Genomic DNA, 26,253 nt, shown 5'->3' on the forward strand with positions numbered 1-26,253 from the left:
TTGCCGACTATCAGGCTGACAATGAATCCTAATAACAACAAATACAACAATATAGGAGGCTGATTTATGAAAGTTGTTTCCCCGGCATTTGAAATTCTTACACCTATTGATGGTATTGAAATTTTGAAAACCATTGAGGCAGTAGGCCGCACTTGCTATAAGAGTGAAGATAAAATCACTGATGATTCTTGTGTTAATTTTGTACAGGGCATTATCAATCGTGGACATGAGGCTGTAATTGAACACTACAACATTACTGTTCGGCTGACAAATGATCGAGGCGTTTCCCATGAAGAAGTACGTCACCGTATTGCCAGTTATGCTCAAGAGTCTACACGGTATTGTAATTATGCCAAGGATAAATTCGGTAATGAGATTACATACATCGACATTCGGGGCGGCATGGAACTCGATCCAAAGGTTAGCAAGTTGGATGTTGCCATTCAGTCTCAAATCTATGATGAGTGGGTAGATGCTTGTTTAGATGCAGAGAAGCATTACAACAAAATGATTTCGCTTGGTGCTACACCTCAAATTGCTCGAAGCGTTCTCAACAACTCTACCAAGACCGAAATTTGCATCACTATGAATATCAGGGAGTGGAGGCATTTCTTTGACTTACGTTGTTCTCCCGCAGCACATCCGCAGATGAGAGAGATTGCCATTATGCTCCTGAAAGCGTTTAAGACGATGATTCCTGTTGTCTTTGATGATCTGTACAAAAAGTATGTGACAGATGCCAAGACGGAGTAACAGATATATTGAGTGTGGGGATTACTACAAAATTGAATTGTATTATCCCCGCACCAATAGGGTATGTGACTACGCTCTTATTTCCAAAAGTGATAAAGAGATAGCAGAAAAAATCTTTTGGAGAAAGACAGAATATGGCTATGCCAGAGGCAAAAATCCATCAACAGGCAAAGATGTTTTATTACATAAACACATTACTCAAACAACAAAAGAAACAGTAATTGATCATATCAATAGAAACAAACTTGATTGTCGCCGTTCAAACATGAGGATTGCTGATAGTCAAATCAATTCTTTGAACAGAAATCCTCCAAGAAACTCTTTGACTGGATATAAAGGTGTTTCGTTTGATGTGAGAAGTGGTAAATACAAGGCGTACATTAAAATTGATAGAAAGCAATTTAATCTTGGACTATTTGACACTCCAGAAAGAGCATATCAAGAACGAATGGATTTTGAAAGCAAATTAATGTATTGCCTAAGTAAAAATTGTAAGGGGGCATGAAATGAAAGTAATTTTGATTTCCGGGAAGGCTCGACATGGCAAGGATACTCTTGCAGGAATGTTTAAAGATTATCTTGAAGATGAGGGTTATCGTGTGCTGATTGCACATTATGGCGATTTGGTTAAGTACGTCTGTGAGAAATTCTTTGATTGGGATGGTAATAAAGACGAGGCTGGCAGAACTCTTTTACAGTATGTAGGTACAGATATTGTTCGTAAACAGAATGAAGATTTTTGGGCGAACTTTATCAAAGACATTCTGACGATGTTTAGCCATGAATGGGACTATGTTCTTATTCCTGATACAAGGTTTGTTAATGAGGTAGAGTGTTTCAATGGGAACTTTGATTCAAGTCTTGTACGTATCTACCGTCCAAACTACGACTCTGGCCTGACACCGCAGCAGTTATCACATCCTTCCGAAACTGCTCTTGATGATTATAAGTTTGATTGTTACGTAGTTAATGATGGCGGTCTGCAAGACCTAAGAAATAAAGTCCCGGAAATTTTAAAGACTATCGGAGGTCTAAATGCGGGATAAGAGAATCATTCTGTGTGATGCAGATGATACTATTGAGAATCTGTGTCAGACATGGGTAACATATCTCAATAGAATGTATGGAACTACTGTACATAGTAGTGAGATTGTTGATTGGAATGTAAGTCTATTCTTTCCATCACTGACAAAAGAACAGGTTTATGATCCGATTTTCAATAAAAATTTTTGGAAAGAAATCAATCCTATTGATGGCTGTTATAAGGTTCTTAAAGAAATTAACAAGCGAGATGAATTGTATATCATCACAGCAACCAACTATCAAACTTGTGATACAAAGATTGAAAGAATACTTGAAATGTATCCGTTTCTCAAATGGTCGCAATTCATTATTACAGAAAGAAAGCAATTAGTGTATGGTGACTGGTTGATTGATGATGGGGTACACAACTTTGATGGCGGTGTTTATAAAGGAATTTTAATGAGTCAACCTCATAACAAAAACTTTAATGCTGAAGAAAATGGCCTTATTCGAGTTCATGGGTGGGATGAGATTGGCAAAATTCTACTTTAATAAATTGGAAGGAGTGGTTCAATGACTGTAATAAAGCGTGACGGCAGAGAAGTTGAGTTTGACAAAACAAAAATCAGTGATGCAATTTGCAAAGCGATTGTAGAAGTCGATGGCTCTTTAGCAGATGATACAAAGCAGCTTGCATATGATATTGCTGATCGTATTGAGTCAAAAAACAAAGGTATTAATTTGACAGTTGAGCAGATTCAAGATATGGTTGAAATTCAACTTATGCTTAGTTATCGCAAAGACATTGCAAAGGCATATATCTTGTATCGAAATGAAAGAACTAAAATCCGTGATAGGAATAGCAATCTTGTCAAGAAAATTATGGTACGTGCTGATTCAAAAGTCAATTTTCACTCTAATGCGAATGTTGATGAGTCCTCATTCTCTGGACGTGAAAAAGAGGCTTCGGCTGATATTGGCAAGATGATTGCATTGGATTTTGATGGCCTGTCTCAAGATGTTGCCAATGCTCATAAGGAAATGTTGGTATATCAGCATGATCTTGAAAAGGCAATCTATGGTATTCATAACTGTCTTAATCTGAATTTCCAAGAGATTTTTACTTATGGTTTTAGGACACGCAATGGTGATGTAAGACCGCCTTCCTCTTTTAGCACAGCTTGTCAGTTGTATGCTGTGGCGTTCCAATGTCAAAGTCAAGTACAGTTTGGCGGTGTTGGTAGTATTCATACCGACCTTGATCTTGCACCGTTCGTAAAACTTAGTTTTTATAAACATTTTGCAGATGGTATTGTGTACTTGGATCATTATAGCAGAGAAGATGCAGACTGGATTTTAGATCAGTGGAAGAACAGTAAGCGGTCTATTGATGATCCATATTTCAAGAAGTCATTCAATGAAACTGTTTATCAGTATGCTATGGATATGTTGGAGCGTGAGGGCAAACAAGCAGCACAAGGACTTTATCATAATCTGAATACACTTGAATCTCGACAGGGTTCACAGGTTCCTTTTACAAGCATCAACCTTGGACGTGATACCAGTTTTGAGGGACGGTTGGTAACTAAGTGGATCATGGAGGCCAGCATTGACGGCATTGGACGGCATCACCTTACAAGTATCTTCCCCATTAGTATTTTCCAGTATAAGCAAGGAACTAATGCTAATGTTGGCGATCCAAACTATGATCTCAAACAGCTTGCTCTTAAATCTATGAGTAAGCGTATTTATCCTAACTGGTGTAACTGCGACTGGTCACAGGCTCATGAGGATGAGAATAATCCTGATACATACTTTGCTACGATGGGTTGCCGCACATTGATTGGGTATGACCGTCATGGTCTTGGTTATATTCGTCAGGGACGTGGTAATAACGTTCCTAACACAATCATTCTTCCTAAATTGGGTATTGAGTTTGGCATCTGTCTTGGCAAGCGTGATAAGCCTGATTTGGATGGATTCTGGAAGGCTTTTGAAGAAACCTTAAAGCTGACAGAGCGTGGACTTTTGGAGCGTTTTGAAATCATGATACGGCAATCTCCTAAGTCTGCGCCGTTTATGTATCAGAACAATACAATTCAGGATGCAAGGAATTGTGAAAAGGACGTGTTTAATGCGCTGAAACACAATACACTGGCGATTGGATATATTGGTATTGCTGAAATGTGTCAAGCACTTTTTGGTAAGAATCATGTTCATGACGCAGACGTTCATGCTTTTGCCTTATCTGTTGTCAAGCGTATCAATGAATACGCTGCTGAAGCATCGGAGCGCAATAATCTGAACTTCTCTTGTTATGCTACTCCTGCCGAGGGTCTTTGCCGCACAGCATTGATGGGACTCCGTGATCAGTATGGCGTTATTGAAGATGTTACATCACACGAATACCTGACAAATTCTCATCATGTTCCTGTTTGGGAGAAGGTGTCTATCCAGCAGAAGTTAGAATGTGAGGCTCCGTTCTGCAAGTATCCTACTGGCGGTTGCATTACTTATGTTGAATTGGATAGTACATTCGTAAAGAATACAAAAGCCGTTGAGGATATTATTGATTATGCGTTCAAGGTTCTTGATATTCCGTATCTGGCCTTTAACTTCCCTATTGATAGTTGTTTGAATTGTGGCTATCAGGGTGAGTTCAATGATAGGTGTCCTCAGTGTGGCAGCGAAAACATTCAGCAGCTTCGCCGTGTGACAGGGTATCTTACGACAGACTATCGTAATTTCAATGATGGCAAACAGCGTGAAGTGCTTGAACGTGAGCAGCACAGCAAATATACTCCACAAATTAATCATGACGGATCAGATGAATCTTAATTTAAGATACGCTGGTATTGAATATGACGATGTAGCAAATGGTATTGGCTTGGGGGCAGTATTTTTTACTCAAGGCTGTCCCCACCAATGTCCAGAGTGCCAAAATCCCCAAACGTGGAGTAAGGATGGTGGCATGAAATTCACTGATTCAGTATTAGATCAACTAATTCAATACTACTATGATGTTCCATATGCCAGCAGATTAACACTTTCAGGTGGTGATCCATTAGCAAATCCTGAATTAACTTTTAATGTAATTCTCAAATTCAAATCTGTTTTTCCATATAAAAAGATTTGGTTATATACGGGTTACAATTTTGAAGATTTTGCTTTTAATGTTCCTACAACGGACAACGAACGTTTAATTCAAAAAATTGTTCAGCTATGCAATGTAATTGTCGATGGCGAATTTAAAATTGACAAAAGAGATATTACATTGCAATTTATAGGTTCAAGCAATCAAAGAATTATTGATGTGCAAAAATCTTTAAAAGCCAATCAAACAGTTTTATGGAATGACATGAATGGAGGCAATGCTTGAAATATATTCTTGAAGTCCAATTTGAAACAGATGACCTTGATCCAGAAGAAAGTGAACTGGTTGAGGATATTCGTCATGATGTAGAAGATGTAATTGCAAATTATTCTATGACAGACAATCCAAAAGTAAAAATTAGGGAGGGGTAACTAATGCTTGTTGTAAATCTTTTTGGTGCGCCCGGAGCAGGAAAGTCTACTGGTGCAGCGTATATCTTCTCGCAACTCAAGATGGCTGGTATTAATGCAGAACTGGTTACGGAATTTGCCAAGGATAAAGTTTGGGAAGAGAGCAAGGCCGTGTTCCAGAATCAAGCCTATATCTTTGGTAAACAGTATTTCCGTATCAGTCGCCTTCAGGATAAGGTTGATGTTGTAGTGACTGACTCCCCCATCATTCTGTCACCTTTCTATGCTAACGATCCTGTGCTTGGTGATGAGTTTGATACCCTTTGTACTAAGGTGTTTAACTCTTATGACTCAATGAATGTGTTTGTCAACCGTGTTAAACCTTACAATCCTGTTGGACGCTTCCAGACAGAAAGCGAGAGCGACCAGTTGGCGGCTGATCTGTTTGCGTTTCTGAATAAGCATGGTATCGTTTGCCGTCACTATGATGGTAGTCTTGATGGGTATAAGGTTCTTATTGCAGACATTATGGAGAGGCTTAAATGCCCCGGTAGAAGTTATGGCATATAACAATAAATACAACTTCGGAGGACTGAATGGAGTATATTGATTGTAAGTCTATTGCTCAGAAATGGAAAGATGAGATTAAAGCACATGGTATAAAAGCTAAATTTTATGTACTTCAAGTTGGTGATGATCCTGCATCAACTGCCTATATAAAAGGCAAGATTAAGGATGCTCAAGAGGTTGGGTTTGAATGTGTACACGTTCATATTCCAGCTATAACACGTGAACAGGTCTATCATGAAGTTAGTATGAAACTTGAAGAACTGAAATACAGCATGGAAGTGGACGGTGTTATTCTCCAGTTGCCTTTACCCTTTGGCCTGACGATGGATGATTTTAAAGATCATATGAATCCTGATAAAGATGTAGACGGGTTCTTAACTGATTCTCCTTTCGCCCCTTGTACACCTGACGGTATCATGCAAATGCTTAATGAAATTGGTGTATCTACTGAAGGTGCATTGTGTGTCATTGCTGGTAGAAGCGATATTGTTGGTAAACCTATGGCACGTCTTATGACAGATGCAAATGCTACAGTATGTTTATGCCACTCCTTTACGGATCGCAAGCAACTTGAGGAACTTGCTAAGAAAGCAGACATTTTTGTAAGCGCAGTTGGTAAACCAGATTTTATAAGCAGTAGTCTTTTCAAAAAAGGAGCGATAATTATTGATGTAGGTATTAACCGTACTGAAGATAGATTGTGCGGAGATATATCTATTGATAAAACTAACACAAAGAATATCTTGATAACTCCTGTTCCGGGCGGTGTTGGCCTTTTGACAAGAGCAATACTCATGCAGCACATTCTTAGAGCATATGAGAAATATCACATTTGGAGGGCTATATGAATAAGTTTGAACGTGTATCTGAAACAGAATATGGCAAGGTATTGGCAAGCGATTGTAGTGCCAAAAACGGTGTAATTTGTGTTACACCTTATGAGAATATTAAACTTCCACATAGAGCCACAGTGCAGAGTGCTGGGTACGATTTCTTTTCTCCCATCTCTTTTAAGCTAAAGCCGGGACAGACTATTAAAGTTCCTACATTTGTCAAGGCTCAATTAAGCCACGGCAGAGTTCTCATGCTCTATCCCCGTAGCAGCTATGGGTTTAAATATCGGATGCAACTCGATAATACTGTTGGTGTCGTTGACGGTGACTACTATAACAATGAAAGTAATGAAGGACATATTTTCATTAAGATCACGAACGACAGCAAGACAGGCAAGACACTTGAAGTCAATGTTGGAGATGCTTTTGCACAAGGCATTATTATAGGATATGACGTTACAGACAATGATGATGCTACTGCTATCCGAACTGGTGGGATGGGTTCAACATCGGTATGAACAATTTTCAGTACATAACAGACACCTATAAATCAAACTGCTTCATTGAGGCCGCTAAAGCAAAACTCTTTGGCGGCTCCAATATAAAAATATATTTCTGCAAGCCAAGATTTCATAATGGTAAATTTCAAATGTGCCATTTTATGTGGACTGATGGAGTGTATGATTACGATTTTTCAGATCACGAAGAAGATGAGTTGCCGTGGTATAGGTGCTTTCTATTCGATGGTCAGATTAGACAGTTTGAGAAAGGATTTGCTGAACGATACTCTAACTATCGAAATAAAAGGAGATAGTCACAATGAAAATGAATCACAAGTTTTACATATGGCTTATTTGTATTGAAGGTTGTATATATGTTTCTTGGCAAATACTTGAATTGCTAATCTATGGTGAAATTCAGCCAAGAATTGTTGATAATATTATTGGTCTACTTTGGACTGGCGCAATATGTTTTGCTTACAAATTTAAAGAACTTGAATTAAAGCGAATGTTGAAAAAATATAACAAAGTTAATATCAATGCAACATGGTGGTTAAGAAAACCTGTTCCTCCTGAAACTTATACTGAAAGATATATAAGTGATCATATTTGGTTGCAATCTGAACGTGAACTTGGGAATAAAGGTGGATTTACCAAAACGTGATTGATGATAGGAATAGATTGTAAAGAGGTGATTGATTTATAGATGAAGCAGTAGCATTATCACGTCAAATCCCATTTTGGGAGAAATACACTTTGTCGATTGATGAAGCGGCAGCTTATTTCAGAATTGGCAGAGACAAATTATACAAAATCGTTTCTGAAAACAAAGACGCAGATTTCATTTTGTGGAATGGAACGAGAGCGCAAATTAAACGTAAGAAATTTGAAAACTACATTGATAAGTTAAATATCTTGTAATTTGCCTTGAATCAAGACTCTCGATGTGGTATAATTAAAGCAACCACATCAGGGTCTTTTTCGGATAAGAAAGGAGTGTGCAATGTCCGAAAAAAGAACTGAAACAAAACGGCGTGATTCAAAAGGCAGAGTTTTAAGGAACGGTGAAACTCAACGATCTGACGGAATGTATATGTACCGCTTTAACGATGCAGGAGGTGTTAGACGTACAATTTATAGTTGGCGGCTTGTAGAAACTGATAAATTACCGCCACACAAACGGGCTTGTGAACCCTTGCGAGAGATTGAAAAACAGCTTACACGTGATACGGATGATGGGATTCAAAGTTTTGTAGCAAACAAGAAAACGCTTAATGACTTCTATGAAAAGTACATGAGCATGAAGAAAGAATTGAAACCCTCTACACGATTTACCTATGCAAACACTTATGACAACTGGATCAGAAATGAACTTGGTTTTTGTCCAATCGGTTCAATCAAGTACAGTGATATTAAACAGTTCTATCTTTCTTTGTATTTTGATAAGGAAATGAAACCTAACACGATCCATGCTGTCAATACCATTTTACATCCTATCTTTACTCTGGCAGTACGTGATGGGTATATCAGGTCTAATCCAGCTTATCAAGTCTATGCGGAACTCAAAAAGCAGAATGGATGGGGACAGGATAAACGCCACGCATTGACAGAACAGCAGCAAGAAGCATTTGTCGATTTCCTTCGTAATTCATCCGTGTATCACAAATGGCTTGGCTTGATCACATTTTTACTTGGAACTGGTTGTCGTATAGGTGAGGCTATTGGCTTACGGTGGGAGGACTGTGACTTTCAAGAGAACATCATTTCTATCAATCATAGTGTTTCTTATACCGAAGTCGAAAAAGGTAAAGGACGTAGGTTCTATATATCTACTCCCAAAACTGATGCTGGCACAAGAGACATTCCTATGTTCAAGGAAGTGAAACGTGCCTTGCTGGATGAACGTCTTAGACAGATGCAGACAGGATTCAGTCAGCAGGAAATTGACGGTTATTCTGGCTTTGTTTTTGTTGGTAACAGGGGAACTATCCATCATCCTACCAGTATCAATCAAACTCTCAAGCGGATCATCAATGCCTATAACACTATGGAAGTTGACCGGGCGAAAAAAGAAAGGCGAGAGCCTATTTTACTCCCGCACTTTTCAGTCCACAATTTACGTCATACATTCTGCACACGCATTTGCGAAAATGAAACTAATCTGAAGATCATTCAAGAAATCATGGGTCACGCCAATATTTCTACTACGATGGATGTATACAACGAAGCCACTATGGAGCAGAAGAAAAAGTGTTTTGCCAACCTTGAAGGCAAGATTAAGATTGGTTGAATCTACACCAAAACCTACACCATTTCAACCTGATTTCTCAGGACGATGTAGGACATGGTAGAAAAATAAAATGTTTCTTCAACCAAAACCGCAAAAATGCCTACAAAATAGGGCTGTTTAGAAACTTATAGACGGTTATAGAACAACGAAGAATATCTTCTTAAATCCTTTGAACATCGATTTACTCAACCAAGTGCGGGAGAAAGCGGAGAAAACGGTGGACGAGCTGTGTAAAGCGGCAGGACAGAAGAAGCCCCGGATGTACCGCAAGCGCGCCCGGAAGGACTATCTCCGTCTGTCCAAAAGCAAGAAGCGCAGTGGGAAAGCAATCCGTTCCGCGATACGCAAACAGCTGCAATACATCCGCCGGGATATCAGGTACATAGCTGAATTGGTTCAAAAAGGTGCAAAATTGTCTTCAAAGCAGGCGGACCGCCTGAATATCATGACTACTGTCTACGAGCAGCAGCGCCTCATGTTTGAATCCGGGACCCACAGCATTCCCCGGCGCATCGTCAGTCTGGCCCAGCCCTGGGTCCGGCCCATCGTTCGGGGAAAAGCCCACGCCAATACCGAGTTTGGCTCAAAACTGCATATCAGTCTGGTGGATGGCTATGCCAGGATCGAACGGCTGGACTTCGAGCCCTTCAACGAATCGGAAGACCTCTGGCGGGCGGTGGCTCGGTACCGGGAGCGCTATGGCTGTTACCCGGAACGTATCCTGGCGGACAAAATCTACCGCAGCCGCCAGACACTGGCTTTTTGCAAAGAGCATGGTATTCGTCTGTCCGGTCCGGCCCTGGGAAAGCCGCCAAAAGCTCCCGGCCTGTCCCGTCAAGCAAAGAAACTGGAGTATCAGGACAACTGCGACCGCAATGCTGTGGAGGGTGTTTTTGGGACGGTCAAGACCGCTTACGGCCTGGACCGCGTCATGGCACGCCTACAGGAAACCGCTGTCTGTGTGATTGGCGTTGCACTGCTGCTCTCAAACCTTTCCTTATCCCTGAGGGCCGCTCTCGCTCTGTTTTGCCTTATGCTTCTGCTGTTTGTCTTGCTGACGTTGCGGAGCAGAGCCCAAGTAAACGAAGGCAAGAAAAGAAGCATCTAACTTGTCATATCTGGTGGCAATTCTGCGAAACCATTTAAGCTTTTGGAAGAAGCATTCAACCAAATGGCGCTCTTTGTATAACCACCAATCTACCGGCCATGGCTCAGAAACATTGCTCTGCGGCGGGATCACATAGCAGGCTCCTTGTTCTGAAATGTAAGTTCGAATATTCTTTGCCCCATAAGCACGATCTGCCAATACATTACTACCTCTGATCGTGACCTTTTCCAGCAGTTCAACGGCATGGACTGAATCATGGTCATTCCCCGCAGACAGCATAAATTCAACCGGGTTCCCCAGCCCGTCCACAATTGTGTGCAGCTTTGTATTTAACCCACCTCTGGTTCGCCCAATTGCCTTATTCGCCGTTTTTTCCCCCTCCATTGGCGCTTTCGTGAACCTTAACGCAAGTAGAGTCCAAACTCAGATTCTCCATATCCGCATCTTCGGACAAGGCGTGAAATATCGCTTCCAATGTACCATCATCCCGCCATTTGGCAAATCGGGCATAAACGGACTGCCAGGGGCCATACACCTCCGGCAGTTCCCGCCACTGCGCTCCGCTGCGGGCAATCCATAGCATTCCATTGAGCATTTTTCGGTCTTCTTTCCGAGGCCGGCCTCGTTTCCCTGTCTTTGGGGGCGGAAGCACTGCTTTCACTCGTTCCCATTGTCCTTTTGTCAATTCATATCTCTTCATTCCTCTATTTTCGCACTTACCATCGATTTGTGCAATATATATTTTTCAAACAAGCCCTAACGATTATTACGTTAAAGATATATCGAACAAGACCCGTTCAGCCCTAGCCGCCCGAGCCAGGGCGGGGAAGTATCTTTCCTCCGGTGTATATGGCTACGCCAAAGACCCCCACGACAAAAACAAGCTGATACCGGACCCCGAGACAGCGCCCATTGTCCGCCGTATCTTCTCCATGACTGTCAGCGGTATCAGCTTTCGCGCTATTGCTCGAACATTGTCAAGCGAGGGTATTTTAACCCCAGCGGCGGTAAAAGGTGTATCGCCCCGCAAGGAAACGACCCGCCCCACAGATTGGAGCGCAACAACAATAAACGGCATCATCCGAAATCCCGCCTATCTGGGAAAGCTGGTGTATGGCAAGAGCCGCAAAGTCAGTTATAAGAGCAAGAAGCAAATCGCCTCGCCAGAAGATCAGTTAATTGTCACCGAGGGGACCCATGAGCCGATTGTCAATCAAGACGTATGGAATCTTGCAAATGAGATTGCCAACAGGCACAGGAAAAGCAGCCGCACAGGGAAGACGCATATCTTCTCCGGCCTGCTGTTTTGTCAAGATTGCGGCTCGTCAATCGCCCAAGCTGACAAGGCTTTTATCTGCCAGCGATACCGGGCTTTTGGCAAGAGTGAAAACGGATGCAGCAGCCACCGCATACCGTACAAGCTGTTATATGCTTCGGTGCTGGCAAGTGTCCAGGAAGTGACCGCAGAAGCCCGCCGAGATCGTGACGGCCTAATAGCGAAGCTGTCCGGGATAGGCCAGAAGCAGCAGCAAGCCGCCCTTGCCGCAGCCAGGAAAACCCAGGCCAAGACGGAAAAACGGCTTGCCGAAATCGGGGAGTTGATTCGTAAAGCGTTTGAAAAAAACGTCCTGGGTGACCTGCCCGATGATGTGTATAAAAGCCTGACAGACGGCTACACCAGGGAACGCGCCGAGTTGACCGCACATCTTGAAACCGTCACGGAGCAGATCGCGGACTTGATGAAAGAGACGGACAACGCAACCCGATTTGTAGAACTGGCTGAACAGTATGCCGATATAACCGAACTGGACCGGGACCTGATACACAGGCTTATTGACCGTATCGAGATCGGCGAAAGCTACAAAGAGGACGGCATACGATGCCAGGAGATCACAATTTATTTTCGATTTGTTGGTAGAATCTAAAAGCATCCTTTTGAACAACAAACGGACGGTTCAGTTTGTCAGAGATAATTTTATGGTGGGGATCCAGTACAACAGCCTGGCGGACTTGAACGGGCAGGCCCTGGCATGGTGCAATAAGGTCAATGGCAAAGTTCATGCCACCACCAACGAGATTCCCTTTGAGCGGCTGAAAAAAGAGGGCCTGAGCCCTCTCTCCCGTGAGTACATCATCGACAAGATCAACCTGAGGCGGGTACAAAAAGACTGCCTCATCTCCTACGCCGGGAATCAGTACTCCGTGCCAGCGGAGTACATCGGCAAAGATGTGGCAGTCGTAGCCCTCGACAGCATGTTAGCAGCATATTACGAGGGGAAGCAGATCGCTCTGCACCGAATATCGTATCAAAGGAAGGACATGGTTGTCAATCCTCAGCATTATAGAAGGCTTACGCTGAAACAGACGATGGATGCGGAAAATGTTCTGCTGGAACAGGGCAAAGTAATAGATTTCCCCTTGAAACCCTCCGATTTGTCCAGATATGACGAGGTGCTGTATGACTGAATTTACTATGGACAGGCTGAGGGAAAACCTGGAAGCCCTTAAAATGAAAAACACCCTGGAGATTCTGGACAATTACCTGGAACGGGCGGTGGCGGACAAGCTCAACATTGTGGAGGTTTTGGATCACATTTTCTCAGAAGAAGCCAAATCCAAGCGGAGACGGGCCTATGAGAAGCAGATCCACTGGATAGCTCTTAGCGGCTTTGCCGCTTAGAGCTATCGCGTCCCCCTTGCGGGGAGATGTCTGGCTTCCCCATCAAGAAGACCTTGGACGACTTCGATTTCTCCTTCCAGCCCTCCATCGACAAGCGCCAGATCGATGAGTTAGCTACCATGCGCTTCCTGGAAAACGGGGAGAATGTGGTCTTCCTTGGCCCGCCCGGCGTGGGCAAGACCCATCTGGCCTCCGCTCTGGGCCTGGTGGCAGCACAGCACCGTTTCTCCACCTACTACATCAACTGCCACCAGCTCATTGAGCAGCTCAAGAAGGCCCATTTTGAGAACCGTCTGCCGGACAAGCTCAAGGTTCTCGCCAAGTACAGGATGCTTATCATCGACGAGATCGGCTACCTCCCCATGGACATCCAGGGCGCAAACCTGTTCTTCCAGTTGATTGCCAGGCGATATGAAAAAACGTCTACCGTCTTTACCTCCAACAAGACCTTCTCCCAGTGGAACGAGGTCTTTGCCGACGTCACCATCGCCTCCGCCATCCTGGACCGTGTCCTGCATCACTGCACCGTTATCAACATCAAGGGCGAGTCTTACCGCCTGAAAGAACGCAAGGAATTTATGCGCCAGAAGCAGCAAATCGTGAACACTCTTTTTGAGCAAGAAAACGCTTGATTTTGTCCCCCCCCCTTACCGCCGAAAAACAACAAAATTTCTTCGGCGTTTTCTTACAATTTCATATCGGCGTTGACAACCGAACGGAAAAGCCGCCTTCCCATTATGGAGCTAATGCCGGATCGGACAGCTGACAGCGTGGTTGCCGCTCTTGATCGCATAGAAAGGCGTTTCGGTTCGCGCCTCTTCCGGTTGATCTTCCGCACGATCACTGTTGACAACGGCGGGGAATTTGCGGACGTGGAACGGCTGGAACGTTCCGCGCTGACGAAGGGCAAGCGCACGAAGGTTTACTATTGCCATCCATACAGCAGTTACGAGCGGGGAAGCAATGAGAACGAAAACAAAATGATACGGCGGCATTTCCCGAAAGGAACGGACTTCGGGAAAGTGACCGCCGCAGAAGTCAAGCGCGCGGAAAGCTGGATTGCCAACTATCCACGTAAAATTTTAGGTTGGAAAACGTCTGAAATGCTCTTCCGTGAAGCCGTCGCCGCCCTATGAAAAAAATATTTCAAATTTTTTCGCATTTACTCTTGACATTTCCGAAAATTTTCGGCGGAGGTGGCAGTAAGCCTTGCCCTTGTCCGGCAGCACCAGAGCCATGTGGGCCTCGAAGGCCGGCTGCCAGGAGGAGAGCGCCGGGGGCGCCCTCTTCCTGGACGAGCTGAACTCAGTGGGTCTGGCCAAAGGAAGGGGCGGTTTTTGGCACAGGATACCGCCGTGGTACGTTGCAATCCCGGTTCCTTTATGGTAAAATACGGGGTGAGTTCGCTCGATTTTGATTTGAGGAGGATGTTTTCATGAACCAGACCATCACCGCCGTCAACGCCCCCGCCGCCGTGGGCCCCTACTGCCACGCCAAGCTGGCGGGCAATACGCTGTACACCTCCGGCCAGCTGGGACTGATCCCCGCCACCGGTGAGCTGCCCCAAGGGGTGGAGGCCCAGGCCGCTCAGGCGCTGGACAACCTGAAGGCTGTGCTCTCCGCCGCCGGCATGGGGCTGGAGGATGTGGTGAAGACCACCGTCTTCCTGGCGGACATCCGGGACTTTGCCGCCATCAACACCATCTACGCCAACTATTTTACCGGCGAGGCCCCGGCCCGCTCCTGCGTGCAGGCGGCCGCCCTGCCCAAGGGCGCTCTGTTTGAGATCGAGGCGGTTGCGGTGAAGTGAGCGGAGAACCTGCAAAAACGCGGAAGAGGGCTCCTCTTTGGCGTTTCCGGTCTCAAAACTATGTCAGGAGGCAAAAACATGTCCGATTCCATCCAATGGACCCGAAACACCATGCCCGCCGGCCGGGAGCGGTACAGGGAGATCATGTCCCTGGACCATGCGGCCAAGGCGCGGGCCTTTCACCAGTCCTTTCCCCAGTACACGGTCACCCCTCTGGCCCGGCTGGACGGGATGGCGCAGCACCTGGGCCTGGGCGGGCTGTACGTGAAGGATGAGAGCCTTCGCTTCGGGCTGAACGCCTTCAAGGTGCTGGGCGGCTCCTTCGCCATGGCCCGGTACATCGCCGGAGAGCTGGGGAGGGATGTGTCGGAGCTGAGCTTCGACTACCTCACCAGCGAGCCGTTCCGGCAGGAGTTCGGCCAGGCGGTCTTCTTCACCGCCACCGACGGCAATCACGGCCGGGGGGTGGCCTGGGCGGCCAGCAAGCTGGGCCAGAGGGCGGTGGTCCACATGCCCAAGGGAACCCGGCCCTCCCGGTTTGACAACATCGCCAGAGAGGGCGCCCAGGTCACCATCGAGGCGCTGAATTACGACGACTGCGTCCGCCTGGCTGCGGCGGAGGCGGCGGAGACGGAGCGGGGCGTGGTGATCCAGGACACCGCCTGGCCGGGCTACGAGGAGGTCCCCGCCTGGATCATGCAGGGCTACGGCACCATGGCCAGCGAGGCCGCCGGTCAGCTGGGCCGGCGGCCCACCCACATCTTTCTCCAGGCCGGGGTGGGGAGCATGGCCGGCGCGGTGGCGGGCTACTTCGCCAATTTGTATCCCGACGCGCCCCCGAAGATCGTCGTGGTGGAGGCCAGCGGGGCCGACTGCCACTACCGCAGCGCCCTGGCCGGGGACGGCCAGCCCCGTGCGGTGGGGGGCGATCTGAACACCATTATGGCCGGGCTGGCCTGCGGCGAGGTGAATTTCCTCTCCTGGGACATTCTGCGGGCCCGTGCCGCCGCCTTCCTCTCCTGCCCCGACTGGGTGAGCGCCAAGGGGATGCGGATGCTGGCCGCGCCGGTAAAGGGGGACCCGGCGGTGGTTTCCGGGGAATCCGGAGCGGTGGGCATGGGGGCGGTGGCCGCGATTATGGAGGACGCCGCCTATCAGGACCTGCGCCAGTTCCTGGAGCTGGACGGCTCCAGCCAGGTGCTCCTCATCTCCACCGAGGGGGACACCGATCCGGAGCGGTACCGGGCCGTGGTGTGGGACGGGGCCTACGCCAGCGTCAAGGAGTGAGCGGATGATCAAGCCATTTTTGGAGCAAGCCGCCCGGGATGAGAGCGTCTACCTCACCGACGTCCGGGCCGCCTTTCAGGCGGAGGGGACCCGGCCCTTCCACCTCCACGTCACCCTCTATGACCGTTCGGTCCGGGTCTGCCCCCTGCGCCTGCCGGAGACGGCGGGGGAGGAGGAGGCGCGGTTCGCGGCGGAGTACGTCTATGCCACCGTGTACAATCTGCTGTCCGCCCTGGGCGGGCTGCGGGTGGACGTCTACCTGGACCCCTCCGACCGGGAGACCGTGCAGCTGGCGGAGAGCCTGGAGCAGGTCTTTCAGCTGGCGCTGCCCAAACGGGCCCGGACGGGCTATGGGACCTGCCTCAACGTGAACGAGCGGGTGCTGTCCGCCCTGTCCGGCGGGCGGGAGCGGTTTGCCTTCGGGGTACACAGCCTGGAGGAGGAACCCTCCGTCCAGCCGCCCGGGGCGGCGGAGGGACAGCCCGTCTTCGCCCGTCTGCCCGCCCGGACGGCGGGGCGGATGGTGCTGGGCATGGACGTGGGCGGCACCGATGTGAAGCTGGCCGTCAGCGTGGACGGCCGGCTGGCGCTGTGCAAGGAGTTTGACTGGCTCCCCTCCGCCTGCACCAGGGCGGAGGAGATCACCGGCCCCCTGCTGCTGCTGGCCCGTCTGCTGCGGGCGGCGGGCAGCCTGTGCCGGGCCGGGCGGGAGGGGGAGCTGGACTGGGCCGCCCTGGACCGCCGCGCCACCCTGGCGGAGATGGAGCGGGGGGCGGAGGCTATGGAGCGGCGGGTCGGGGACAGCCTGCGGGGCTTCGACGCCATCGGTCTGTGCTTCCCCGACGTGGTGATCCAAAACCGGATCGTGGGGGGCGAGACCCCCAAGACCCGCGGCCTGCGGGACAACCCGGAGCTGGATTACGAGGCGGAGTTTTCCAAGCTGACCGCCCTGACCCAGGGGCTGGCCGCCTATGCGGCGGAGGGCGGGCCGGTGCTGAACATCAACGACGGCCCCATGGCCGCCTTCACCGCCGCGGTGGAGCAGGCGGCGGCGGGCGGGGACCTGTCCAGGGGCTTTTTCGCCCACAGCCTGGGCACCGACCTGGGCACCGGCTGGGTCCGGGCGGACGGCTCCATCCCCGAGATGCCCTTGGAGGTGTACAACTTCATCATCGACCTGGGCAGCTGGGGCCAGCGGCGGTTCCCGCCGGAGGACGTGCGCAGCGTTTGCAGCGTGAATACCGGCCTGCCTGGGGCGCTGCAGAAGTACGGGGGCCAGTCCGCCGTCTTCCGCCTGGCGGCCAGACAGGTGCCAAAAACCCTTCAGGAGGGGCTGGACAGGGGGCTGTTCCGGCGGGAGGGGGACCTTCTCCTGGTCCCCACCCAGCCGGAGGACCGGCGGAAGGAGTGTCTGGAGTTCTTCATGGAGCGGGCCGCGGCCGGACAGCCGGAGTGCGAAAAAATCTTCCGGACGGTGGGGGAGTATTTGGCCGTCACCTGGCGGGAGACGGACTTCATCCTCCAGCCCGACGCTAAGGACCGGACCCTCTTTGGCCGCTTTGTGAAGCGGCCCGCCTGCTTCCGCCTGCTGTGCGAGGGGGCGGCCCGGCGGGAGCCGGAGCTGCGCCAGTACGCCGCCGGAAGCGATCTGGCCAATACCGCCCTGATGAAGCAGCTGGACGCTCACCCCGATTATACGGTGGCCCAGTTTGCCCAGGCCGTGGGCGCGGTCTACTACGCCTGCCTGGGACTGGACAGCTGAAAAAACTCCTGCGGCAAACACGCCGCAGGAGTTTTTTTGTCAGAGGGGGATTGGAACAAAGCCCTGGCTGGTGAGCGCCATCTGCTCCCGATAGCCGCAGGAGCGGGCCAGCTCCTCCGCCTGGGGGAAGGCGAAGAGCAGGTTGGCGCGGTCGTGGCAGTCGCTGGTGATGCAGATGGGCAGGTCCCGCTCCCGCATGGCCCGCAGCAGGGCGGGGGCGGGGTAGGGGGTGGAGCGGTATCCGCGGGACATGGCCCCGGTGTTGATCTCCAGGATTACGCCGTGTTGGGCCAGCCGGTCCAGGGCCTCCAGGGCGGCGCTGACGTACCGGGGGTGGCCGGTGTCGAAGAGGCTGTCCCCCTCGTTGAACTTGGTGATCAGGTCGAAGTGGCCCACGATCTGACAGCCGGTCCGCTCCGCAATCGCTCCAACCAGGCGGTAGTAGTCCTCGGCGAAGGCGAGAAAATCCCCGCCGTAGTATTGGCGCACGCTGCGGACAAAGTCCTCGGGGAGGTAGTCCACCGGGAGCAGCCTGCCCTCCTTCTCCACGCAGTGAACCGAACCGATTTGGTAGTCCCACCCCTTTCCGGAGGGCGGGGAGTAATAGTCCTGCTCCAGACCTAAAAAGATCTCCAGCCGGCCAGTGTACCGCTCCCGCAGGCGGAGGATTTCCGCCCGGTAGCGGGGGACGTCCTCCGGGGACATGGTCCAGCCGCTCTGCCCGGCCAGGGGGGCGTGGCTGGAAAAGCCCAGGGCGTCCATATCCATCCGGATGGCCGCATGGACCATCTCTTCGGGGGTGTTTTTGCCGTCGCAGAAGGTGACGTGGGTGTGCAGATTCTGAATCATGTCATCTTCTCCTGCTTCACCTTGTGGTCGATGACGTGGCGGGAGGCCAGCTCCGCCATCACGTCATCCACGGAGATGCCCATCTCCACCATCAGCACCATCACGTGGTACATCAGGTCGCCGATCTCATAGACCGTCTCCCGTTTGTCCCCCGCCTTGCCGGCGATGATGACCTCGGTACACTCCTCGCCCACCTTTTTGAGGATCTTGTCCAGCCCCTTCTGGAAGAGGTAGGTGGTGTAGGACCCCTCGGGCAGGGTTTCCCTGCGCCCCTCCAGCAGAGCGTACAGGCCGTTCACCGAGAAGGGCTCCGCCGCCCCGGAGGAGAAGACCGGGCTGTTGAAGCAGGAGTCCGTCCCCAGGTGGCAGGCGGGCCCTGTTTTGTTCACCCGGATCACCAGGGCGTCCCGGTCGCAGTCGGCGGTGACGTCCACAATGTGCTGGACGTTCCCGCTGGTCTCCCCCTTGCGCCACAGCTCCTGCCGGGAGCGGGACCAGAAGCAGGTACGGCCCTCGTTCATACTGATCTCCAGGCTCTCCCGGTTCATGTAGGCCAGGGTGAGCACCTGTTTGCTCTCCGCGTCCACCACAATGGCGGGGATCAGGCCCTTCTCGTCAAACTTCAGCTCGTCAATGTTCAGCATGGTATCACACCTTTTTACAGTCTTGTGGGGATTCCCTGCTCCGCCAGGGCCCGCTTCAGGTCGGGAATGCTCACCTCGCCGAAGTGGAAGATGGAGGCGGCCAGGCCGGCGTCCACCTTGGGCAGGGTCTGGAACAGGGTGACAAAGTCCTGGACGCACCCCGCCCCGCCGGAGGCGATGACGGGCACGTCCACCACGCTGCAGACGGCCTGGAGCATCTCCAGGTCAAAGCCGCCCTTCACGCCATCGGTGTCGATGCTGTTCAGGACGATCTCCCCGGCCCCGTTTTGCACCCCGGAGCGAATCCACGCGATGGCGTCCAGCCCGGTGTCCTCCCGGCCGCCCTTGGCGAACACCCGGAACTGGCCGTCCACCCGCTTGGCGTCCACGCTGAGCACCACGCACTGGTTGCCGTACCGCTTGGCCGCCTGCGGGATGAGGGAGGGGTCCTCCAGCGCCCCGGAGTTGACGCTCACCTTGTCCGCGCCGCATTTCAGCACCCGGTCGAAGTCGTCCACGGTGCGGATGCCGCCGCCCACGGTGAGGGGGATGAAGACGGAGGAGGCCGCCTCCCGGAGGATACCGGTGAACAGGGACCGGCCCTCGGCGGAGGCGGTGATGTCATAGAACACCAGCTCGTCTGCCCCGCAGGCGCTGTAGAATTTGGCCAGCTCCACCGGGGAGCTGACGTCGGCCAGCCCCTGAAAGTTGATCCCCTTCACCACCCGGCCGTCCTTCACGTCCAGGCAGGGAATGATCCGCTTGGTGATCACTGGGGCCCCGCCTCCTCAATGGCCTGCTTCAGGTCCAGCGCGCCCACGTACCAGGCTTTGCCCACGATGGCGGCGTCCACCCCCATGCGGACCAGCGACTGGATGTCCGCGTTGCAGGACACCCCGCCGGCGGCGGTGACGGAGCAGCTGACCCCCTCCAGCAGGAACTTCAGCCGGGCGAAGGAGGGGCCGGTGAGGGCGCCGTCGGTGTCGATGTCGGTGAAGATCAGGTTCTTGACCCCCAGGGCCTCCATGGACTTGGCGAAGTCCAGGTAGTGGATGCCCTCCTCCTTCACCCAGCCGTCGGTGCGCACCAGGCCGTCCTTGGCGTCTACCCCCACGGCGATGCGCTCCGGGCCGAACCGGTCCACGGCGGCCTTGACAAAGTCCGGGTCGCGGACGGCGGCGGAGCCGAGGATGGCCCGCCACACCCCCAGGGAAAAGACCTCCTCCAGGTCCTGCATGGAGCGGATGCCGCCGCCCAGCTCGGTTTTCAGCCCGACCTGAACCACAGCCTGGACCAGCTCCGAATGTTTGCGCACGCCGTCCTTGGAGCCATCCAGGTCCACCACGTGGAGGTACCGGGCTCCAGCCTCATAGAAGGTCTTGGCGGTGGCGACGGGGTCGCCGGCCACCTGCTGGACCGTGTTGAAATCGCCCTTCAGGAGACGGACGACCTTGCCGTCCTTCAAGTCGATGGCGGGGATGATGATCATGGTGTGTTCCTCCTTATAATTCACAAAACGCCTTTAAAATGTTCCGTCCAACCTGCCCGCTCTTCTCCGGGTGGAATTGGACGCCGTATATGTTGTCTCGGGCCGCCGCCGCCGTCAGCTCGGGGCCGTACTCGGCGGTGGCGATGGTATGCGCCTGGCAGTTTGCCGCGTAGAAGGAGTGGACAAAGTAGACGCAGTCCCCCTCCTGGATGTACCGGAACAGGGGGCTGACCGCCCTGTCTTTGGGGAAGTGCAGGGCGTTCCAGCCGATGTGGGGCACCTTGTACCCCGCGGGGATCACCGGCTTGATGGGCTGGACGGAGCCGGGGATCAGGCCCAGGCCGCCGTGAAAGCCGTATTCGGTGCTGAAGTCGAAGAGCAGCTGCATTCCCAGACAGATGCCCAGCAGGGGTTTTCCCTGCGCGGCCTCCCGGAGGACAGCCCGGTCCAGTCCGGAGCGGCACAGAGCGTCCGCCGCGTCCCCGAAGGCCCCCACGCCGGGGAGAATGATCCGGTCCGCCTGGGCCAGGACGGCCTGGTCCCCGGTGATGGTCACCTCCGCGCCGGCGGCGCGCAGGGAGCTGCTCAGGGAAAACAGGTTGCCCACCCCGTAGTCCACAATGGCCAGCATCACAGCACCCCCTTGGTGGAGGGGATTTCCTGGGAAAACCGGGGGTCGATGGCCACGGCGGCTCCCAGGGAGCGGGCCAGGCTTTTGAAGGCCCCCTCGATGATGTGGTGGCTGTTCTCCCCGGCCAGCTGGGTGACATGGACCGTCATGTCCGCCCGCCGGGCGAAGGCGGTGAGGAATTCCTTGGTCAGCTGGGTGTCGAAGGTTCCCACCTTCTGGGTGGGGATGTCCAGCCCGTAGCACAGCATCCCCCGGCCGCTGATGTCCACGGCGGTGAGGATCAGGGCCTCGTCCATGGGCAGGGTGCAGGAGCCGTAGCGGACGATCCCCCGCTTGTCCCCCAGGGCCTGGGCGAAGGCGTCCCCCAGACAGATGCCGATGTCCTCCACCGTGTGGTGGTTGTCCACCCAGGTGTCCCCCTTGCAGGTGACGGTCAGGTCGAACCGCCCGTGGCGGGCGAAGAGGGTGAGCATGTGGTCCAGAAAGCCGCAGCCGGTGTCGATCTGGCTCACTCCGGAGCCGTCCAGCTCCAGCGACAGGGTGATGTCGGTCTCCGCCGTCCGGCGGGTGAGCTCCGCCTTACGCATCGGTCTCCGCCCCCTTTACGATCTCCCGGACCTGGTTCAGGAAAATGTCCATCTGCTCCCGGGTTCCGATGGTCACCCGGCACCAGTCCGTAATCTCCGGCTTGTCCCAGTGCCGTACCAGCACCCCGCGGGCCTTCAGCTCCCGGTAGAGGGTGCCGCCCGCCACGGCGGGGCTGCGGGTGAAGATGAAGTTGGTCAGGCTGGGGAGGGTCTCAAAGCCCAGCTTGGCCAGCTCCTCGGTGGTATAGGCCCGGTTGGACTGGATTGTTTTGCTGTTTTCCACGTAATAGTCGTGGCTGTCCAGGGTGGCGAGAGCGGCGGCCATGGTCAGGCGGCTGATGTTGTAGGAGTTAAAGGAGTACTTGATCCTTTCCAGATCGGCAATCAGCCCCTCGCCGGCCAGGGCGAAGCCCAGCCGTCCCCCCGCCAGGGAGCGGAACTTGGAGAAGGTCTGGCAGACCAGCAGGTTGTCGTACCGCTGGACGAGGGGCAGGCAGCTCTCGCCGCCGAAGTCGACGTAAGCCTCGTCGATGATCACCACGTGGTTGGGGTTGGTGCGGAGGATCTCCTCAATGGCGCTGACCGGAATGGCCCGCCCGGTGGGGGCGTTGGGGTTGGCAATCACCACGTTCTGGCGGAGCCCGCAGTAGTCCCTGGGGTCCAGCGTGAAGCCCTCCCGGAGGGGGATTTCGGTGAAGGGGATCTGGAACAGGTTGGCGTACACGGGGTAGAAGCCGTAGCTGATGTTGGGGAAGGCCACGGGCCGCTCCCGGTCACAGAAGGCCATAAAGGCGAAGGCCAGCAGCTCGTCGGAGCCGTTTGCCAGAAAAATCTGCTCCGGCCTGACCCCGTACCGGTCCGCCAGCTTTTCCCGCAGGAGCCGGCCCTCCGGGTCGGGGTAGAGGTTGAGCCGTTCCGTCTCGGCGGCGTTCACCGCCGAGAGCACCTCCGGCGAGGGGGGGAAGGGGGATTCGTTGGTGTTCAGCTTCACATACCGCTTGTCCTGGGGCTGCTCCCCGGGGACGTAGGCTTCCAGGCCGTCGAAGCGGGAACTCATATACCGGCTCATAGGGCCGCCTCCTTTTTGGAGCACAGGCTGTCCACCCGCCGGCACAGCCGGGTGATCTCCTTGTGCTTGAACTTGTAGCTCACCTTGTTGGCGATGAGCCGGGCGCTGATGGGCACGACCGTGTCCCGGATCTCCAGATCGTTCTCCAGCAGGGTTTTTCCGGTCTCCACGATGTCGACGATGACGTCGCTCAGCCCCAGCAGGGGGGCCAGCTCGATGGAGCCGTGGAGCTTGATGATGTCAATGTCCCGGCTGAGGGCGCTGTAGTAGCTTTTGGCGATTTTGGGGAACTTGGTGGCCACCCGCAGCGTCTGGTCCCGGACCTCCCGGGCCCCCTTTTTCCCGGCGACGCACATCCGGCACTGGCCCACGCCCAGGTCGGCCAGCTCGTAGACCTCGGGCTGGTACTCCAGCAGGATGTCCTTTCCGGCGATGCCGACGTCGGCGGCGGCCCGCTCCACGTAGATGGCCACGTCGCTGGGCTTGACCCAGAAGTAGCGCACCCCGGCCTCCTCATTTTCAAAGACCAGCTTCCGGTTTTCCTCCCGGATGGAGGGGCAGGGGTAACCGGCCTCCTCCAGGAGCTGATAGACCCGTTCGCCCAGCCGCCCCTTGGGCAGCGCAATGTCGATCATGCCGGCTCACCCGCCTTTCGCACCGTCCGGAAGGTCAGCCCCTCCGGAGCCTTCCGCTCCACCCGGACGGACTGTCCCGCCCTGCGGTACCGCTCCGCCTCCTCCAGGACGGCTGCGGCAGGAGCGCCGCTGTCGTAGAGCAGCAGGAGGTCGGCGTCGCAGGACGCTTCGGGCCGCTGGAGCCGTTCCAGCAGGTTCATGTAAACGGCAAAGCCGATGGCTCCGCCGTCCCGGCCCATCTGGCGGAGGAGGTTGTCGTACCGTCCTCCGGCCAGCACGCCGCTGGGCAGTCCGGGCAGGTAGCCCCGAAAGATCAGGCCGTTGTAGTAGTCCATGTTGTTGACGATGGAGAAGTCCAGCCGCAGGTGCTCCTGGGGGAGGAGGGCGCAGATCTCCCGCAGCTCCTGGAGGGCGGCGGCCATCCGCTCGGTCCGGACCATCCCCTCCAGCTGGGGCAGAAGCTCCTCCGGGGGGCCGTAGAGGGTGGCCAGACAGCACAAAAAGTCGGCCGCCTCCGAGTTGACGTTCAGCTCCCGGCAGCAGGCCCCCAGGGCGGGGACGTTTTTCTCCCCCATCAGGGCCAGCAGGCGGCTCCGGTGCCGCTCCGCCACCAGGGCCCGGTCCAGCAGTCCGGCCACAAACCCCAGATGGCTCACATCCAGCAGATACTGTCCGCTGATGGTCTCCAGGCTTTTGGCCGCCAGCAGCAGCACCTCTCCCATGGCCACCAGGTCGATGGCCCCTACGCACTCCAGCCCCGTCTGCATGATCTCCCGAAACCCTTTGGTCATGGGGGAGGTGCGGTAGACGTTTTCGTTGTAATAGACCTTTTGCGGCCCGGCGCCCTCCTTGACGTTCTTCACAATGGAGAGGGTCACGTCGGGCTTCAGCGCCATCAGCCGCCCGTCCGCGTCGGTGAAGGTGAGGATGTCCTCGCTGACCAGAAAGCTCTTGTTGCGAACGTACAGGTCATACGGCTCGAATTTGCTCATTTTGTACTGGGTATATCCGTAACGGCGGTACAGCTCACACAGCTGCCGGGCCGCCTGTTCTGTTTCAAGTTGTCCCATGCTTTCCCTCCTTCCGCTTACTTTCGTATAGTAGTGCAATAGAGAAGAAAAGTCAACCGACAAAATAAACAAACCTGCCCCCGGATCTGGGGGCAGGATATACGGTTTGCATGAAAAAAGAGGAACCGGCCGGGGATCTTACTGGTCTACCAGGATCAGATTTTGAATGTTGTTGCGTCCGGAGCCGTTTTGGAGCAGGCAGACGGTGTAAATCTCCCCCTGATTTATGTTCAAAAGGAGGGAGCCAAAGGTTTCCTGGGGCGGGTAAACTCCCAGCCAGGCGGGGTCCAGCCGCTCGATGGCCAGGGTGGGGGACATGGGGGCCAGGTTGGTGTCGGCGTAGAAGAACTGGTAGGTGCCGGGGACAATCCGCTTGAAGGCGGCCGCCTCCTTAAAGCGCAGGTCGCTGTAGACCACCCGGCCGTCGCTCATGATCACGTCCAGAGGACCGCTGTTGTAGGCCAGATTGACCACCCGGAAGCTGGACCAGCCGTTGGAGGGCGGACAGCAGCGGTCAGCGATCTGAAGCAGGTCCAGCCCGCTGGCGGTGTTGATGACGGCCACGGTGGAATCGCTGTTGGCCTGGAAGGGGATGGTTTTGCGCAGATAGACCCGGCCATTGGAGTTGGTCACCGTTATGGTGCGGTGACCGGAGTGGACCAGGCCGCAGCCGGTGACCGAGGCGTAGCGCATCCGGGCGGCAAAACGGCTGCCGTCCACAAGAATCCGCAGCGCGGGGTAGTTGTAGGCCGCGTTGAGAAAGCGGACCCGGGCGGTGCTGGGCGGTACAGGTTGGATCACCGTCCCGCCGCCGGGGTAGACGGGGCCTCCCTCGCCGGGATAGGGGAGAGGGATGACAGGCTCGCCCGCCGGGTCGTTTCCGGGGTAGACGGGGCCGCCCTCGCCGGGGTAGGGGAGGGGGATGACAGGCTCGCCCGCCGGGTCGTTTCCGGGGTAGACGGGGCCGCCCTCGCCGGGGTAGGGGAGGGGGATGACAGGCTCGCCCGCCGGATCGTTTCCGGGGTAGACGGGGCCTCCTTCGCCGGGGTAGGGCAGAGGGATCACTGGCTCCGAGCCGGAGGCAGAACGCCCGGCGGAGGCGATCACGTAATAAAAGCGGTTAGGGTCCATATATGAATCGGAACAATAGTTCCGGCAG

Annotated in this window: 29 protein-coding genes and 3 pseudogenes; 21 read left to right on the top strand and 11 right to left on the bottom strand. The window is 53.4% G+C overall.

Features of this window, described 5'->3' with window-relative positions; all coding sequences use genetic code 11:
- Positions 1 to 66 precede the first annotated feature (66 nt).
- From thyX to VV088_RS01225, 14 genes are all read left to right on the top strand, one after another.
- Entirely contained in the window at positions 67 to 753 is a 687-nt protein-coding gene (gene thyX / locus VV088_RS01160; protein ID WP_334598988.1) for an FAD-dependent thymidylate synthase, read from the top strand.
- Positions 737 to 1,258 (top strand): HNH endonuclease, encoded by a 522-nt coding sequence (locus VV088_RS01165; RefSeq protein WP_217959257.1) that lies wholly within the window; start codon positions 737 to 739, stop codon positions 1,256 to 1,258. The genes thyX and VV088_RS01165 overlap by 17 nt, the downstream gene beginning before the upstream one ends.
- Before the next feature lies 1 nt (position 1,259).
- Positions 1,260 to 1,799, top strand: coding sequence for a deoxynucleotide monophosphate kinase family protein (locus VV088_RS01170; RefSeq protein WP_285829758.1), 540 nt, complete (start codon positions 1,260 to 1,262; stop codon positions 1,797 to 1,799).
- Positions 1,789 to 2,328 (top strand): 5' nucleotidase, NT5C type, encoded by a 540-nt coding sequence (locus tag VV088_RS01175; RefSeq protein WP_285829757.1) that lies wholly within the window; start codon positions 1,789 to 1,791, stop codon positions 2,326 to 2,328. The genes VV088_RS01170 and VV088_RS01175 overlap by 11 nt, the downstream gene beginning before the upstream one ends.
- Positions 2,329 to 2,349: 21 nt before the next feature.
- Positions 2,350 to 4,614, top strand: coding sequence for an anaerobic ribonucleoside-triphosphate reductase (gene nrdD / locus VV088_RS01180; protein ID WP_217959252.1), 2,265 nt, complete (start codon positions 2,350 to 2,352; stop codon positions 4,612 to 4,614).
- A complete protein-coding gene (gene nrdG / locus VV088_RS01185) occupies positions 4,604 to 5,155 on the top strand; it encodes an anaerobic ribonucleoside-triphosphate reductase activating protein (RefSeq protein ID WP_217959251.1) in 552 nt (183 codons plus the stop codon). Before nrdD ends, nrdG begins: the two co-directional genes overlap by 11 nt.
- The gene (locus VV088_RS01190) at positions 5,152 to 5,301 is read left to right on the top strand and encodes a hypothetical protein (protein WP_217959250.1); all 150 of its coding nucleotides are present in this window, start codon (positions 5,152 to 5,154) and stop codon (positions 5,299 to 5,301) included. The genes nrdG and VV088_RS01190 overlap by 4 nt, the downstream gene beginning before the upstream one ends.
- 3 nt (positions 5,302 to 5,304) lie before the next feature.
- Positions 5,305 to 5,850: an AAA family ATPase gene (locus VV088_RS01195; protein WP_217959249.1), complete on the top strand. Its 546-nt coding sequence runs from the start codon at positions 5,305 to 5,307 to the stop codon at positions 5,848 to 5,850.
- A 26-nt stretch (positions 5,851 to 5,876) separates the two neighbouring features.
- Complete coding sequence (locus VV088_RS01200) at positions 5,877 to 6,698, top strand: bifunctional 5,10-methylenetetrahydrofolate dehydrogenase/5,10-methenyltetrahydrofolate cyclohydrolase (protein ID WP_217959248.1); 822 nt, start codon at positions 5,877 to 5,879, stop codon at positions 6,696 to 6,698.
- On the top strand, positions 6,695 to 7,201 hold the full coding sequence (locus tag VV088_RS01205) for a deoxyuridine 5'-triphosphate nucleotidohydrolase (protein ID WP_217959247.1): 507 nt from the start codon (positions 6,695 to 6,697) through the stop codon (positions 7,199 to 7,201). Before VV088_RS01200 ends, VV088_RS01205 begins: the two co-directional genes overlap by 4 nt.
- A gap of 301 nt (positions 7,202 to 7,502) precedes the next feature.
- The gene (locus VV088_RS01210; RefSeq protein ID WP_217959246.1) at positions 7,503 to 7,847 is read left to right on the top strand and encodes a hypothetical protein; all 345 of its coding nucleotides are present in this window, start codon (positions 7,503 to 7,505) and stop codon (positions 7,845 to 7,847) included.
- Positions 7,848 to 7,915: 68 nt separating this feature from the next.
- A complete protein-coding gene (locus VV088_RS01215; protein ID WP_255317386.1) occupies positions 7,916 to 8,104 on the top strand; it encodes an excisionase in 189 nt (62 codons plus the stop codon).
- An 82-nt stretch (positions 8,105 to 8,186) separates the two neighbouring features.
- The gene (locus VV088_RS01220; protein WP_285829753.1) at positions 8,187 to 9,473 is read left to right on the top strand and encodes an integrase DNA-binding domain-containing protein; all 1,287 of its coding nucleotides are present in this window, start codon (positions 8,187 to 8,189) and stop codon (positions 9,471 to 9,473) included.
- 169 nt (positions 9,474 to 9,642) lie between these two features.
- Complete coding sequence (locus VV088_RS01225; RefSeq protein WP_334598989.1) at positions 9,643 to 10,581, top strand: transposase; 939 nt, start codon at positions 9,643 to 9,645, stop codon at positions 10,579 to 10,581.
- On the opposite strand, the pseudogene VV088_RS01230 reads toward VV088_RS01225, so the two are convergent.
- A pseudogene (locus tag VV088_RS01230) lies at positions 10,471 to 11,281 on the bottom strand (IS5 family transposase). The gene VV088_RS01225 and the pseudogene VV088_RS01230 overlap by 111 nt on opposite strands.
- On the opposite strand from VV088_RS01230, the gene VV088_RS01235 reads away from it, so the two are divergent.
- The 7 genes and pseudogenes from VV088_RS01235 (at position 11,169) to VV088_RS01265 (ending at position 18,120) form a co-directional block, all read left to right on the top strand.
- The gene (locus VV088_RS01235) at positions 11,169 to 12,506 is read left to right on the top strand and encodes a recombinase family protein (protein WP_334598990.1); all 1,338 of its coding nucleotides are present in this window, start codon (positions 11,169 to 11,171) and stop codon (positions 12,504 to 12,506) included. The pseudogene VV088_RS01230 and the gene VV088_RS01235 overlap by 113 nt on opposite strands.
- A 10-nt stretch (positions 12,507 to 12,516) precedes the next feature.
- Complete coding sequence (locus VV088_RS01240; protein ID WP_334598991.1) at positions 12,517 to 13,047, top strand: Mu transposase domain-containing protein; 531 nt, start codon at positions 12,517 to 12,519, stop codon at positions 13,045 to 13,047.
- A pseudogene (gene istB, locus VV088_RS01245) lies at positions 13,040 to 13,893 on the top strand (IS21-like element helper ATPase IstB). Before VV088_RS01240 ends, istB begins: the two are co-directional and overlap by 8 nt.
- 78 nt (positions 13,894 to 13,971) lie before the next feature.
- Positions 13,972 to 14,397, top strand: a pseudogene (locus VV088_RS01250) (IS30 family transposase); the annotation flags it as partial.
- 299 nt (positions 14,398 to 14,696) lie between these two features.
- Positions 14,697 to 15,071 (top strand): RidA family protein, encoded by a 375-nt coding sequence (locus VV088_RS01255; protein WP_334598993.1) that lies wholly within the window; start codon positions 14,697 to 14,699, stop codon positions 15,069 to 15,071.
- Positions 15,072 to 15,149: 78 nt separating this feature from the next.
- Positions 15,150 to 16,358 carry a diaminopropionate ammonia-lyase gene (gene dpaL / locus VV088_RS01260; RefSeq protein ID WP_334598994.1) on the top strand — a complete coding sequence of 403 codons (1,209 nt, stop codon included), beginning with the start codon at positions 15,150 to 15,152 and terminating at the stop codon, positions 16,356 to 16,358.
- A gap of 4 nt (positions 16,359 to 16,362) precedes the next feature.
- Positions 16,363 to 18,120 carry a hypothetical protein gene (locus VV088_RS01265; RefSeq protein ID WP_334598995.1) on the top strand — a complete coding sequence of 586 codons (1,758 nt, stop codon included), beginning with the start codon at positions 16,363 to 16,365 and terminating at the stop codon, positions 18,118 to 18,120.
- A 39-nt stretch (positions 18,121 to 18,159) separates the two neighbouring features.
- On the opposite strand, the gene VV088_RS01270 is transcribed toward VV088_RS01265, so the two are convergent.
- The 10 genes from VV088_RS01270 to VV088_RS01315 all read right to left on the bottom strand — a co-directional run bounded on the left by VV088_RS01270 (position 18,160) and on the right by VV088_RS01315 (position 26,225).
- Complete coding sequence (locus tag VV088_RS01270) at positions 18,160 to 18,969, bottom strand: histidinol-phosphatase (protein WP_334598996.1); 810 nt, start codon at positions 18,967 to 18,969, stop codon at positions 18,160 to 18,162.
- Complete coding sequence (gene hisIE / locus VV088_RS01275) at positions 18,966 to 19,613, bottom strand: bifunctional phosphoribosyl-AMP cyclohydrolase/phosphoribosyl-ATP diphosphatase HisIE (protein WP_334598997.1); 648 nt, start codon at positions 19,611 to 19,613, stop codon at positions 18,966 to 18,968. The genes VV088_RS01270 and hisIE overlap by 4 nt, the downstream gene beginning before the upstream one ends.
- Before the next feature lie 14 nt (positions 19,614 to 19,627).
- Complete coding sequence (hisF, locus tag VV088_RS01280) at positions 19,628 to 20,386, bottom strand: imidazole glycerol phosphate synthase subunit HisF (RefSeq protein WP_334598998.1); 759 nt, start codon at positions 20,384 to 20,386, stop codon at positions 19,628 to 19,630.
- The gene (gene hisA, locus VV088_RS01285) at positions 20,383 to 21,102 is read right to left on the bottom strand and encodes a 1-(5-phosphoribosyl)-5-[(5-phosphoribosylamino)methylideneamino]imidazole-4-carboxamide isomerase (protein WP_334598999.1); all 720 of its coding nucleotides are present in this window, start codon (positions 21,100 to 21,102) and stop codon (positions 20,383 to 20,385) included. The genes hisF and hisA overlap by 4 nt, the downstream gene beginning before the upstream one ends.
- Before the next feature lie 13 nt (positions 21,103 to 21,115).
- Positions 21,116 to 21,733, bottom strand: coding sequence for an imidazole glycerol phosphate synthase subunit HisH (gene hisH, locus VV088_RS01290; RefSeq protein ID WP_334599000.1), 618 nt, complete (start codon positions 21,731 to 21,733; stop codon positions 21,116 to 21,118).
- Positions 21,733 to 22,320 (bottom strand): imidazoleglycerol-phosphate dehydratase HisB, encoded by a 588-nt coding sequence (gene hisB, locus VV088_RS01295; protein ID WP_334599001.1) that lies wholly within the window; start codon positions 22,318 to 22,320, stop codon positions 21,733 to 21,735. The genes hisH and hisB overlap by 1 nt, the downstream gene beginning before the upstream one ends.
- A complete protein-coding gene (gene hisC, locus VV088_RS01300) occupies positions 22,313 to 23,389 on the bottom strand; it encodes a histidinol-phosphate transaminase (RefSeq protein WP_334599002.1) in 1,077 nt (358 codons plus the stop codon). Before hisC ends, hisB begins: the two co-directional genes overlap by 8 nt.
- Positions 23,386 to 24,024: an ATP phosphoribosyltransferase gene (gene hisG / locus VV088_RS01305; RefSeq protein WP_334599003.1), complete on the bottom strand. Its 639-nt coding sequence runs from the start codon at positions 24,022 to 24,024 to the stop codon at positions 23,386 to 23,388. The genes hisC and hisG overlap by 4 nt, the downstream gene beginning before the upstream one ends.
- Positions 24,021 to 25,094 carry an ATP phosphoribosyltransferase regulatory subunit gene (locus VV088_RS01310; protein WP_334599004.1) on the bottom strand — a complete coding sequence of 358 codons (1,074 nt, stop codon included), beginning with the start codon at positions 25,092 to 25,094 and terminating at the stop codon, positions 24,021 to 24,023. Before VV088_RS01310 ends, hisG begins: the two co-directional genes overlap by 4 nt.
- A gap of 138 nt (positions 25,095 to 25,232) precedes the next feature.
- Positions 25,233 to 26,225 (bottom strand): DUF4397 domain-containing protein, encoded by a 993-nt coding sequence (locus VV088_RS01315; RefSeq protein WP_334599005.1) that lies wholly within the window; start codon positions 26,223 to 26,225, stop codon positions 25,233 to 25,235.
- Positions 26,226 to 26,253: the final 28 nt, after the last annotated feature.

The sequence above is a fragment of the Lawsonibacter sp. JLR.KK007 genome (assembly GCF_036941135.1).
Lineage (GTDB): Bacteria > Bacillota > Clostridia > Oscillospirales > Oscillospiraceae > Lawsonibacter.